9 protein-coding genes are annotated in these 12,912 nt (G+C 64.0%); 5 read left to right on the plus strand and 4 right to left on the minus strand.

The genetic code is table 11. The annotated features are described in order from the left end of the window. Positions 1 to 151: 151 nt before the first annotated feature. Positions 152 to 1,636 (plus strand): SulP family inorganic anion transporter, encoded by a 1,485-nt coding sequence (locus tag MKD49_RS19145; protein ID WP_209533741.1) that lies wholly within the window; start codon positions 152 to 154, stop codon positions 1,634 to 1,636. A gap of 109 nt (positions 1,637 to 1,745) precedes the next feature. Here the strand turns inward: MKD49_RS19145 and MKD49_RS19150 are convergent, their stop codons facing one another. The 4 genes from MKD49_RS19150 to MKD49_RS19165 form a co-directional block, all read right to left on the minus strand. Beyond that, a complete protein-coding gene (locus tag MKD49_RS19150; protein ID WP_252697106.1) occupies positions 1,746 to 3,260 on the minus strand; it encodes an efflux transporter outer membrane subunit in 1,515 nt (504 codons plus the stop codon). 33 nt (positions 3,261 to 3,293) lie between these two features. Then, entirely contained in the window at positions 3,294 to 6,509 is a 3,216-nt protein-coding gene (locus MKD49_RS19155; protein WP_252697107.1) for an efflux RND transporter permease subunit, read from the minus strand. 101 nt (positions 6,510 to 6,610) lie between these two features. Continuing rightward, positions 6,611 to 7,819: an efflux RND transporter periplasmic adaptor subunit gene (locus MKD49_RS19160; protein WP_034330438.1), complete on the minus strand. Its 1,209-nt coding sequence runs from the start codon at positions 7,817 to 7,819 to the stop codon at positions 6,611 to 6,613. A 10-nt stretch (positions 7,820 to 7,829) separates the two neighbouring features. Beyond that, positions 7,830 to 8,693 carry an alpha/beta hydrolase gene (locus tag MKD49_RS19165; RefSeq protein ID WP_227022654.1) on the minus strand — a complete coding sequence of 288 codons (864 nt, stop codon included), beginning with the start codon at positions 8,691 to 8,693 and terminating at the stop codon, positions 7,830 to 7,832. 413 nt (positions 8,694 to 9,106) lie between these two features. Here MKD49_RS19165 and MKD49_RS19170 point away from each other — a divergent pair, with 413 nt between their 5' ends. The 4 genes from MKD49_RS19170 (at position 9,107) to MKD49_RS19185 (ending at position 12,911) form a co-directional block, all read left to right on the plus strand. Continuing rightward, positions 9,107 to 10,120 carry a LysR family transcriptional regulator gene (locus MKD49_RS19170; RefSeq protein ID WP_121042504.1) on the plus strand — a complete coding sequence of 338 codons (1,014 nt, stop codon included), beginning with the start codon at positions 9,107 to 9,109 and terminating at the stop codon, positions 10,118 to 10,120. A 298-nt stretch (positions 10,121 to 10,418) separates the two neighbouring features. After that, positions 10,419 to 11,423, plus strand: coding sequence for an AraC family transcriptional regulator (locus tag MKD49_RS19175; RefSeq protein ID WP_034330435.1), 1,005 nt, complete (start codon positions 10,419 to 10,421; stop codon positions 11,421 to 11,423). 85 nt (positions 11,424 to 11,508) lie between these two features. Next, positions 11,509 to 12,516 carry an aldo/keto reductase gene (locus MKD49_RS19180; protein ID WP_034330434.1) on the plus strand — a complete coding sequence of 336 codons (1,008 nt, stop codon included), beginning with the start codon at positions 11,509 to 11,511 and terminating at the stop codon, positions 12,514 to 12,516. Positions 12,517 to 12,590: 74 nt separating this feature from the next. Continuing rightward, entirely contained in the window at positions 12,591 to 12,911 is a 321-nt protein-coding gene (locus MKD49_RS19185; RefSeq protein WP_252697108.1) for a type II toxin-antitoxin system RelE/ParE family toxin, read from the plus strand. Position 12,912 lies beyond the last annotated feature (1 nt).

Here is a 12,912-nt window from a genome sequence, read left to right on the forward strand (position 1 = left end):
CTGCCTTCAAGTCTTGCGGACGTGCTTTCGCCCAGTTTCCGGCGATGACAGTGCGTGCGCAGGGCATCTCTGCCGTACCGCCCCTGCCGCCTCACGCGCGCTGACGCGTTCATGATGGTGCCGGCCCCTGCGGCCTGTTTCTTCCCTGCCCATGACGACTCTCTCCTCATCCACTTCGCGCCTGCGCGACCTGCGCCAGAACGTTCTGGCCGGCCTCACCACCTCCTTCGCGCTGGTACCCGAATGCATCGCCTTTGCGCTGGTGGCGCAGTTGAACCCGCTGATGGGGCTATATGGCGCTTTCTTCATCTGTACCATCACGGCCCTGTTCGGTGGCCGCCCGGGCATGATTTCCGGGGCGGCCGGCTCGATGGCCGTGGTCATCGTGGCCCTGGTCGTTCAGCATGGTGCACAATATTTCCTGGCGACGGTGGTGCTGTCGGGCGTGATCATGCTGCTCTTCGGCGCGCTGCGGCTGGGCAAGCTGGTGCGCATGGTGCCGCATCCGGTGATGCTGGGCTTCGTCAATGGCCTGGCCATCGTGATCGCGATGTCGCAGCTGGAACATTTCCGCGTCGAGACCCCCGCCGGTCCGCAATGGTTGCAGGGCGGGGCGCTGGCCATCATGATCGGCCTGACGCTGGCCACCATGCTGATCGTGTGGCTGCTGCCGCGCGTGACCAAGGCGATTCCACCGGCGCTGGCGGCTATCCTCGGCGTGGGCCTGGTGACTTATTTCAGCGGCCTCCACACCCGCACCCTGGCCGACATGGCGCAGATCGCCGGCGGCCTGCCGCCGCTGCACTGGCCCAGTGTGCCGATGAACCTGGAGACGCTGCGCATCATCGGTCCCTATGCGGTGCTCATGGCCATCGTCGGCCTGCTGGAAACCCTGCTGACCTTCAACCTCACTGACGAAATCACCGCCAGCCGTGGCCAGCCCAACCGCGAATGCCTGGCACTGGGCGCGGCCAACATCGTCTCGGGCCTGTTCGGCGGCATGGGCGGTTGCGCCATGATCGGCCAGACCATGATCAACCTCGGCTCGGGTGGGCGCTCGCGTCTTTCCGGTGTGGTGGCGGGCGGGATGATCCTGCTGTTCATCCTCTTCCTGTCGCCGGCCATCGAGCGCATCCCGCTGGCGGCGCTCGCCGGTGTCATGTTCGTGGTCGCACAGGAGACCTTTGCCTGGGGTTCGCTGCGGGTGCTGGGCAAGGTGCCGCGCAGCGATGCGCTGGTCATCATTGCGGTGACCATCATCACCGTGCTGACCGACCTGGCCGTGGCCGTCCTGTGCGGCATCGTCATCACCGCGCTCAACTTTGCCTGGCAGCATGCCCGTGAAATCCGTGCCGACCGCCGCGACGAGGCCGACGGCAGCCGCACTTACCTGCCGCAGGGCACGCTGTTCTTCGCCTCCACCACACACTTCCTCGACCTCTTCGATACGGCCAACGATCCGCAGCAGGTCACCCTGGATTGCCGTCATCTGCGCCTGGCGGACCACTCCGCCATTGCGGCCGTGCAGACCCTCGCCGAGCGTTACGTGCGTGCTGGCAAGGAGCTGCGCGTGGTGGCCTTGTCGCAGCGTTGCAGCCAGTTGCTGGAACGCGCGGGCTTGCCGCAGGTAGCGTAAAAAAAAAGCCCGCCGTCGCTTGCGCAAGGCGGGCCAGAAGTACCACGGGAAATCATGCTTCATCGTCGGCCCGCATCGCAGGATGCGGGCCGATGTCACGTCTGCGGGCTTACTTCGATGAGGATAGTTGCATTTCCGGACTACCCCATCCGCCGCCCAGGGCGCGGATCAGGTTGACTGTTGCACGGGCCCGTTCGCCATCGAGCGTGACCGAGGCGCGCCGGGTTTGCAGCACGGTACGGTCGGCATCGATGACGCTGAAGTAGCTGACGGCACCTTCGCGGTACTGCGTGTGCGAGAGCTTGGCTGCGCGCGAGGATGCGGCCACGGCTTCATCTTGCGCGCGGTTCTGGTCGTCCAGGATGCGCAGGTTGGCCAGGTTGTCTTCCACTTCGCGGAAGGCGTTCAGAACCGTGCCGCGATAGGTTGCCACCTGCTCTTCATAGCTGGCGCGCGCACGATCCACACCGGCCTGGCGGCGTCCGCCATCGAACAGCGGCATCGACAGCGCCGTGCCCACCAGCGGGCCCAGAAGGAAGGTGCGGCTGGACCAGTTGAACAGATCACCCAGTTGCGCCGACTCATACCCCAGGCCACCGGTCAGGTTCAACGCCGGGAAGAAGGCCGACTTGGCCACGCCCACGCGGGCATTGGCGGCAGCCATGGCGCGTTCGGCGGCGGCGATGTCGGGACGGCGCTCCAGCAGCGTCGAGGGCAGTCCGGCCGGCACCGACACGCTCAGGCGCGTCAGCGGTTGCGGCGGCAGCGAGAACTCGGCCGGGGTGCGGCCCAGCAGGATGGCCAGCGCGTGTTCGGCGGTGGCGCGCTGGCGGGCGATGCCCAGCGCTTCCGATTGGGCCGAGGCCAGTTCGGAACGGGCGCGGGCTACGTCCACTTCACTGATGTCGCCCTCGTCGAAGCGGCGCTGCACCAGACGCAGCGATTCCTGGCGCAATTCAACGGTGCCGCGATAGAGCTCGGCGGCAGCGTCCAGTTCACGCACCTGGAAGTACTGCTGCGCCACGTCGGCCTGCAGGGCCAGCAGTACCGAGTGGAACAGCGCTTCGCTGCGCTGGGCGTCGGCGGTGGCGGCATCGACGGTCGAGGCGACCCGGCCGAACAGGTCAACTTCGTAAGAAATGTTCACCTGAGCACGATAGAGAGTGAACGGTTGTGTGTTGGCATCGGCCGGCAAGCCTTGCGAGGCGGGCGACGGGCGCTGGCGGGTCGCACCGACCCCTGCATCCACCTGCGGGAAGTAGCCCGAGCGCGCATCGCGGGTCAGGGCGCGCGCCTGGCCCAGGCGGGCGGCGGCCGCCTTGAGGTCCTGGTTGGCTTGCTGGGCGGTGTCTTCGAGGGCGTTCAACTTGTCGTCGCCGAAGATTTTCCACCACTCGCCACGGGCAATGTCTTCGGCCGGTTGCGCGGTCTTCCACTGGCTGCCGTTCTCGCCGGTCTGCGGCGCAGGGGCCGCTTCCTTGAAGGCGGCCGGGGTGTCCACCGCCGGACGTTCATAGGTCGGGGCCACCGAGCAGCCGGCCAGCACCAGCAGTGCCGCCAGCAGGGCCGAGCTGATGCGCACGGGGCGCAGCAGGCGGCTCATCGAGAGAGATTGGGTCATCATTTTTCTTGCTCCATTCATGGGCCGATCCGCAGATCAGCGATCATCCTGTGCGCCCGGTGCAGCGTGGGCGATGTGGGTGCCGGCGGTCATCGGGGCTTCGTGATGCGAGGCCGAGTGCAGTGCACGGCGGTCGATGGTACGTAACAGGACGTAGAACACGGGCGTGAGGAACAGGCCGAAGAGGGTCACGCCCAGCATGCCGAAGAACACCGCAATGCCCATCGCATGGCGCATTTCCGAACCGGCGCCGGAGGAGGTCACCAGCGGCACCACCCCCATGATGAAGGCGATCGAGGTCATCAGGATCGGGCGCAGACGCAGGCGGCTGGCTTCGATGGCGGCTTGCACGGCAGTGCGGCCTTGCATCTCCAGTTCGCGGGCGAATTCCACGATCAGGATGGCGTTCTTGGCCGACAGGCCCACCAGCACCATCAGGCCGATCTGGGTGAAGATGTTGTTGTCGCCGCGGGTGAGCCACACACCGGTCAGTGCCGCCAGGATGCTCATCGGCACGATCAGGATCACGGCCAGCGGCAGGGTCAGGCTTTCATAGAGCGCCGCCAGCACCAGGAACACCAGCAGCACGCTGATCGGGAATACCCACCCGCCTGCATTGCCGGCCAGGATCTTCTGGTAGGTCAGGTCGGTCCATTCGAACTTGATGCCGCGCGGCAGGGTGGCAGCCGCCACGCGTTCAGCCGCAGCCTGGGCCTGGTCCGAGGAATAACCCGGAGCCGGACCGCCATTGATGTCGGCGGCGGTATAGCCGTTGTAGCGCACCACCATTTCCGGACCAAAGGTCTGCTTGACCTTCACCACGGAGGACAGCGGCACCATCTCGCCGGCATCGTTGCGGGTCTTCAGTTGCGCGATGTCCTCGGCCTTGGCGCGGAAGGGCGCGTCAGCCTGGGCCCGCACCTGATAGACGCGGCCGAAGCGGTTGAAGTCGTTCACATACAGCGAACCCAGGTAGATCTGCATGGTGTTGAACACGTCGGTGACCGGAATGCCCAACTGCTTGGCCTTGACGCGGTCCAGTTCCACATCCAGCTGCGGCACGTTGATCTGGTAGCTGGAGAACATCGGACCCAGCGCCGGTTCCTTGGCGGCGGCCTTCATGAAGGCTTGCGCAGCCTTGTCCAGTTCGGCGTAACCCAGCGCATCGCGGTCTTCGATCTGCATCTTGAAGCCACCCAGCGTACCCAGGCCCATCACCGGCGGCGGCGGGAAGACGGCGGTGAAGGCTTCCTTGATGCCGCCGAATTTCTTGTTCAGCGAGGCAGCGATGGCGTTGCCCGACAGTTCCTTGCTCTTGCGTTCCTCGAAGGGCTTCAGGCCCACGAAGACGATACCGGCCGAAGAGCTGTTGGTGAAACCGTTGATGGACAGGCCAGGGAAGGCAATCGCACTGGCCACGCCCGGTTCCTTCAGCATGATGTCGCTCATCTTGCGCATCACTTCTTCACTGCGGTCGATCGAAGCGCCATTGGGCAGCTGGGCGAAGGCCACCAGGTATTGCTTGTCCTGGCCCGGCACGAAGCCGCCGGGAACGATGTAGGACACACCCAGCGTCGCCGCCAGCAGCACCACATACACGCCCATGGTGGCACCCTTGCGCTTGATCACGCCGGTCACGCCATGACCGTAGTTGTCGGAGGCGCGGTTGAAGAAGCGGTTGAAGCGGATGAAGAAGCCACCCAGGAAGCGGTCCATCTGGCGCGTCAGCCAGTCCGGCTTGTCGCCGTGGCCCTTGAGCAGCAGGGCGGCCAGGGCCGGGGACAGCGTGAGCGAGTTGAAGGCCGAGATGACGGTGGAGATCGCAATGGTCATCGCGAACTGCTTGTAGAACTGGCCGGTGAGGCCGGTCATGAAGGCCAGCGGCACGAACACCGCCACCAGCGTCAGGGCAATGGCGATGATGGGGCCGGAGACCTCCTGCATGGCGCGATAGGTGGCGTCACGCGGCGAAAGGCCGGCACCGATGTTGCGTTCCACGTTTTCCACCACCACGATGGCATCATCGACCACGATACCGATGGCCAGCACCATCCCGAACAGCGACAGCGCATTGATGGTGTAGCCAAAGCCCAGCATCAGCGAGAAGGTACCGATGATGGAGACCGGCACGGCCAACAGCGGAATGATGGAAGCGCGCCAGGTCTGCAGGAAGATGATCACCACGATCACGACCAATGCAATGGCTTCCAGCAGGGTATGCACCACCGCTTCGATGGAGGCCCGCACGAACTGGGTCGGGTCATAGACGATGCTGTAGCTGACCGAGCTGGGGAAGTCGGCCGACAATTCCTTCATCGCCGCCCGCACCTGGGTCGAGACATCCAGCGCGTTGGCGCCAGGGGCCTGGAAGATGGGGATGGCCACGGCCGGCTTGTTGTCCAGCAGCGAGCGCAGGCCATATTCGGAGGCGGCCAGTTCGACACGTGCGACGTCACCCAGGCGGGTGGTCGCGCCATCGGGCGAGGCCTTCAGGATGATGTCGCGGAATTCGCCCTCGGTCTTCAGACGACCCTGCGCGTTCACCGACAATTGCAGCGGCGTTTCGGGCGAGCTGGGCGAGGCACCGATCACACCGGCCGCTACCTGCACGTTCTGCTCGCGGATGGCGCGCACCACGTCGGTGGCCGTCAGGCCGCGCTGGGCCACCTTGTTGGGATCGAGCCAGACGCGCATGGCGTAGTTGCCCGAGCCGAACAGGCCCACTTCACCCACGCCCTGGATACGCGCCAGGCGGTCCTTGACGTTCAGGACTGCATAGTTGCGCAGGTAGGTGGTGTCGTAGCGGTTGTCGGGCGAGGTCAGGTGCACCACCATGGTCAGCGTGGGCGAGGATTTGAGCGTGGTCACGCCCAATCGCTGCACGTCTTCCGGCAGGCGCGGCAGGGCTTGCGAGACGCGGTTCTGCACCAGCTGCTGGGCCTTGTCGGGATCGACGCCCAGGCGGAAGTTGACGGTGATGGTGAGGTTGCCGTCGCTGTTGGCCTGCGACTGCATGTAGAGCATGTTTTCCACGCCGTTGATCTGCTCTTCCAGCGGCGAAGCCACCGTTTCAGCGATCACTTTCGGGTTGGCGCCGGGATACTGCGCGCGCACCACTACCGAGGGCGGCACCACTTCCGGATATTCGGAGATGGGTAGCTGCAGCATGGCCAGCACGCCGCCCAGCAGCAGCAGTACCGACAGCACGCCCGCGAAGATCGGGCGGTCGATGAAGAATTTTGAGATATTCATGTAGGTTCCTTGTCAGTCGTCAGGATGCAAATGCCCTGGCAGCGGGCCTTGCAGCCCCTGCGACTTGTTCTTCCTTGAATGCGAGAGCGTTCTGGCGTGGATCAGGCCTTGCCAGCGGCAGGTGCCGGTGCGGCCGTAGCGGCCTGGGTCTGCATCGGCACCACGGTCGGGGTGATGGCGTCACCCGGACGGATGCGCTGCAGGCCATTGACCACGATGCGTTCGCCCGGCTGCAGGCCCTTTTCGATCACCACCAGACCGTCATGGCCGGCGCCCACCACCACCTGGCGGTAATTCGCCTTGTTGTCCTTGTCGGCTACCATGACGAAGCGCTTGTCCTGGTCGGTACCGAGGGCCTTTTCGTCTATCAGCACGGCCTGGTGCGGCGCGCCGCCACCCAGGCGCACGCGGGCATACAGGCCCGGGACCAGTTGGCCATCGGCGTTGTCGAAGATGGCGCGCACGCGGATGGTGCCGGAGGCGGTATCGAGGCGGTTGTCCACCGAGCCGACGCGACCTTTGCGGGAGTAGCCGTCTTCATTGGCCAGACCCAGTTCCACCGGTACGGTGGCGCCAGCGGCGCGCGCCGGGTTCACGTACTTCAGGAAGCTTTGTTCATCGACGTCGAAGGAGGCATAGACCTTGGCCACTGATACCAGCGTGGTCAGCGGGGCATTGGCTGCGCCCGGGTTCACCACGTTGCCCACGGTCACTTCGGCGCGCGAGATGCGGCCCGAGACCGGTGCGGTGATGCGGGTGTATTCCAGGTTCAGGCGGGCCGCGCGCAGGGCGGCACGGGCGGCGGCGACATTGGCCGAGGCTTCGCGCGAGGCATTCTGCTTCTCTTCGAAGTCGCGCTTGGCAATGGCGTTGTCGCCCAGCAGGCGCTGGCCACGGGCCAGGTCGGAGGCGGTGTAGCCGGCACGGGCTTCGGCGCCGGCCAGTTGCGCTTCGGCGCGGGCGACTTCGGCCTCATAGGGGCGCGGGTCGATGGTGAAGAGCACGTCGCCCTTCTTCACCAGTGCGCCATCCTTGAAGTGGACGGCGGTCAGGGTGCCGCCCACCAACGGGCGGACCTCGACGCGATCGACCGCTTCGATGCGGCCCGAATAGGATTGCCAGTCGATGATCTGGCGCTGGACCACTTCGGCGACATCGACCGGCGCGCCGGCGGCGGCAGCGGTCGGGGCAGTGGAGGCATTGGCCGAGAGGCCGACCATGGAGATGGTGCCACCGACCGAGAGGGCGATGACGGCCAGGACTGTGGCAGTGAGAGCGAAACGTTTGCGCAGTGGGGCGGGAGTGTTCATTTTCTTGTCCTCAGAGTGAAGTGGAGGGGTGAAGCGGATGCGGCAAAAATTCAGGGAGCGCAGCATCGCGTCGCAGGGTGGCGAAGCGGCAGCGCAGGAAATTGACGATCTCGGTCAGCAGCGGCAGGTGCGTACGCAGGGCCCCGTGCGTGATGCCGACGAAGCGCGAGACCTGCGTGGGCACGCCGGCGCGGATCAGGCTGGAGGCGTATTTCTCGGCCTCCGGGCAGAGCACGTCACGTTCGGCGGTGGCAATGAAGGCCGGCGGCAGGCCCGCCAGGCGGCTCACTTCCAGCGGCGCGGCATAGGGATGCAGGCGCTGCATGGTCTGCGGCAGGTACTGGCGATAGCTGGCCGCGCAAGTCTCGGCGGTGACATCGGATTGCAGGCGGGTGGCATCGCCCAGCAGGCGCATGCTGGGGTCCAGCATCGGGCTGATCAGTACCTGGGCCGCCAGCGGCTTGCCGCAGCGGTCGCGGGTCATCATCGTCAGGCTGGCGGCCAGGCTGCCGCCGGCATCGTCGCCAGCGACCACCATGCGGTCGAGGTCCACCTGCAGTTCGGTGGCGTTCTTGCAGGCCCAGGTGGCAGCGGCGAAGGCATCTTCGGGCGCGGCCGGGAAGGGCTTGGCCGGCGCCAGCGCGTAGCCGACCGACAGCACCACCGCCTGGTTGTGCTCGGCCAGGAAACTGGCCGGAGTGTCGGCGTCATCCAGCGAACCACTGGTGAAACCGCCGCCGTGGAAATACAGCACCAGCGGGCGTTTCTCACCCTTGGGCAGGGCGGCAGCGGGCTGGTACAGCCGCACGGGGATGCGTCCCAACGGGCCGGGAACGAAGAAATTGCGGATGTCCAGCGGAGAGGAACCTTGCATGATGAGCGCCTGGGCCGAAGCCACTTGTCCAAGAATGGAGCGGATTGTGCGCCACAGCAGGGTCTCGAATAAACACCTATAATCCAACAACACTGTTCGGTAAGTCTGAACAATCAGTGAAATTAATTCATTCACTTTTCTGATCCTTTCAGTGAAGAAAAAGCCCTAGCTTCCCTCCTCGGCGAAGTGGGTGGCTCATGCAACATCGATGCTGTTGTCATCAGATGCGCAAAGTTGGCTGGATTTTGTCTGTATTTGGTTTAAATTGGGATGGGGCTGGTCACTGCGATCCGGGTCCATCCGGTCATGGCAAGATGGCGCGCCGGGGGCGGTGCCTGGTCTTGCAGGGATCTGTCTTGCCCCCGATTGCCGCCCCGGCGTTTTGCCTGGAGGCGGCCTCAAAGGAGAGAGCGATGGACCGTTTCCAGGCCATGCAAGTCTTTACTGCTGTGGTGGATGCCAATAGCTTCACACGCGCTGCCGACAATCTGAACCTGCCGCGCACTACCGTGACCACCCTGATCCAGGGGCTGGAGAGCATGCTGAAGGTGCGCCTGCTGAACCGCACCACGCGTCGCATCAGCCTCACGCCCGACGGCGCGGCGTATTACGAGCGCTGCGTGCGCATCCTGGCGGACGTCGAGGAGACTGAACAATCCTTCCGCAATGTCACCCGCGGTCCGCAGGGGCGGCTGCGTATCGATGTGCCGGGCTCCATCGGCCGGCTCATGCTGCTGCCCAACCTGTGCGACTTCTACAGCAAGTACCCGGACATCGAGCTGGTCATGGGCATGGGCGATCGTCCCGTGGACCTGGTGCAGGAGGCCGTGGACTGCGTCATCCGCATCGGCGACTTGCAGGATTCCTCGATGGTGGCGCGCCGCATCGGCACCTTCCAGACCGTGACCTGCGCCGCCCCGTCCTACCTGGAGCGCCATGGCGTGCCGCACACCATCGAAGACCTGCAACAGCACCAGTCGGTCCATTATTTCTCCGGCCGTACCGGCCGCACCATCGACTGGGACTTCGTGGTCGATGGCATCACCCGCGAGGTGAAGATGAATGGCCGTCTGTCGGTCAACGATGCCGATGCCTACGTGGAGTGCGCCCTGCAAGGCTTCGGCATGGTGCAGGCGCCGCTCTACATGGTCACCCGCCACATCGATGAAGGCCGTCTGGTGGAAGTGCTGTCGCAATGGAAGCCGGCACCGCTACCGATTTCCGTGGTGTACCTGCACAACCGCCATCTCTCGCCCAAGGTGCGTGCCTTCGTCGACTGGGTGGCCGAACTGTTCGCCACCTGCCCGTTGAACAAGGCCTGCACCATGGGCATGGAAGAGAGCGAGTGCCACTTCGTCAACAAGCCCGAATCCACGACGGTGCGCACGGTGGTGGAGCAGTACAACATCGCCGAGAGCGTGTTCTGATCGATGTAAATCTGGCTTGGGGTTCGGCGAGGATTATGCAGGGCTGGCCGGTGTTTTCGCGTGCCTTAAGCTGCTGGTTTTTTGCCCGATTCTCTTTTCATGCTTGCTGGGATTTCAGGTGAAATCGCGATGGCGCGTGGTTTTCGGTGTGTTCGTGCCATGATCATTGCGCTCAATCGTGCAAGGGCATACCTGATCCTGCAAACTTCTTGCCCGATTCTCTATGGATGGACTGCAGAGGATCAGGCAGTTGCCAGTCCGCGCTAGAGTCGCGTCTGTCTTTCAATGAGAGGAGCTTATGGACCTCGATCTGCATTCCGTTCAGGATTCCGGCCCGTTGCTGCTGCCGGAGGCAGTGGAGAGTGCGCCCGCCCGGCAGCAGGATGATCCGCGTTTCCAGGCCATGCAGCAGGAGCTGCTGCAACTGCTGGAGCGCACTACGGCCGGCGTCGAAGGCATGCTGGCTACGGCCATCCCCAACCTGGAAATCTATCGCATCACCTGTCCGAGCGGCCCCAAGCACGCGGTGCAGAAGCCGGTCTTTGCGGTCATTGCGCAGGGTTCCAAGCGCATCTTCGTGGGCGATGAGATCTACGAATACGATCCCATGCATTACCTGGTCGCCTCGGTGGATCTGCCGGTGGTCGGCAAGGTCATGGTGACCAGTCCCGATGAACCCTATCTGGGGTTGCGGCTGGAGCTCGATACCCAGGAAATCGGCGAGCTGATCGGCGACGAGAACCTGCCGGCGTCGGCCAATTTTGGCGAAGGGGCTGCGCGCGGCCTGTATGTGAACCGGCTGGACGTTGACCTGCTCGATGCGGTGCTGCGCCTGTTGCGCCTGCATGAGACCCCGCGCGACGTGCCGATCATGGCGCCGATGATCCGGCGCGAGATCCTGTATCGCCTGCTGATGAACGGGCAGGGAGCGCTGTTGCGCCAGACCGTGCTGCAGGACAGCCAGATGAACCGCGTGGCCAAGGCGATCCGCCTCATCAAGGAGGGCTATGACCAGGCCTTGCGCATCGAGGATGTCGCGCGCGATGTGCATATGAGCGTGTCTTCGCTGCATCACCACTTCAAGCTGGTGACGGCCATGAGTCCGCTGCAATACCAGAAGAATTTGCGCCTGCAGGAAGCCCGCAAACTGATCCTCACCGCCGACGCCAGCGTGGCCACTGCCGCGCATCGCGTGGGTTACGAGAGTTCATCGCAGTTCAGCCGCGAGTACAGCCGCCTGTTCGGCGCGCCGCCGCTGCGCGACAAGCGGCGCTGGCAGGAAGAGGAAGCGCCGGTGCTGTGAGCTTGAGCAGGCGTACCAGGAGCTCGCTAGAATGAGCGGCTTGCGGCAGTTAAGTTATCCACATCCCATTTGATTCGGAGACAGCATGCATTATCGTCGCCTCGGCAAGAGCAACCTGAAGGTATCGGCCCTGTGTTTGGGTTCCATGATGTTCGGGGACCAGACTGACCTGGAAGAGTCTGGCCGCATCGTGGCGTCGGCCCGCGAGCATGGCATCAATTTCATCGATACGGCGGACGTCTACACCAAGGGCAAGTCCGAGGAAATCGTCGGCAAGCTGCTGGCCGGACAGCGCCATGAGTGGGTGCTGGCCAGCAAGCTGGGCAATGCCATGAGTGGCAAGCCGAATGAGTCGCACTATTCGCGCAGCTGGATCGTGCGCGAGACCGAGAACATCCTCAAGCGCCTCGATACCGATTACCTCGACATCCTCTACATGCACCGCGACTACCAGGACGAGAACCTGGAAGAGGCCGTGCAAGCGCTGGGCGATTTGATCCGTGCGGGCAAGATCCGCGGCTTTGGCGTCTCCAACTTCCGTGGCTGGCGCATTGCCGAGATCGTGCGCCTGTGCGAGAAGAACAATGTCCCGCTGCCGCTGGTGTGCCAGCCCTATTACAACCTGTTGAACCGCCAGCCCGAAGTGGAAATCCTGCCGGCCTGCGCCAACTATGGTTTGGGCGTGGTGCCCTACAGCCCGATTGCGCGCGGCGTGCTGACCGGCAAGTACCAGCCCGGCCAGAAGCCGCCGCAGGACACGCGTGCCGGCCGCGGCGACAAGCGCATGATGGAGACCGAATTCCGCGAGGAATCGCTGCTGATCGCGCAGCGGCTGCAGCAGCACTGCGAAGCGCGCGGGATCAAGCTGGGCCAGTTCGCCACCGCCTGGGTGCTGGCCAATGCGTCCATCAGCAGCGTCATTGCCGGACCGCGCACGCTGGCGCAGATGGAGGATTACTACGATGCAGCGGAAATGAAGATCAGCGCAGAGGAAGAGGCATTGGTCGACAGCCTGGTCACGCCGGGGCATGCGTCCACGCATGGGTACAACGATCCGAATTATCCGTTCTTTGGGCGGGTGGTGAGGGGCTGAACGGCGCACCAGGACGCGGTCAATGCTTTATTCAAGTACTTGCATAAATATGCAAGTACTTGTATTATCTTTGCATGAAGCCCCTGCGTTTTCTCGGTTCCAGTCTCTCTGACCTGCGTGATATGCCGGACGATGTGCGGCGCGTCTTGGGCGGAGAGTTGGCGCGCGTTCAGTTCGGCGTTGAACCCAGCGACTTCAAATCCATGCCAAACGTCGGCCAGGGTGTCTACGAGATTCGCTATCGGGACAAAGCCAATGGTGCATTTCGTGTGATGTACGTGGCCAAGTTTACCGAAGCGATCTATGTGCTTCACGCCTTTCAGAAGAAGACGCAGAAAACCGAAAAGGCCGATATCGATCTGGCAGCCCGGCGTTACCGAATGATAGGAGCTTGAA

The organism is Herbaspirillum sp. WGmk3 (assembly GCF_023952535.1).
GTDB classification, from domain to species: domain Bacteria; phylum Pseudomonadota; class Gammaproteobacteria; order Burkholderiales; family Burkholderiaceae_D; genus Herbaspirillum; species Herbaspirillum huttiense.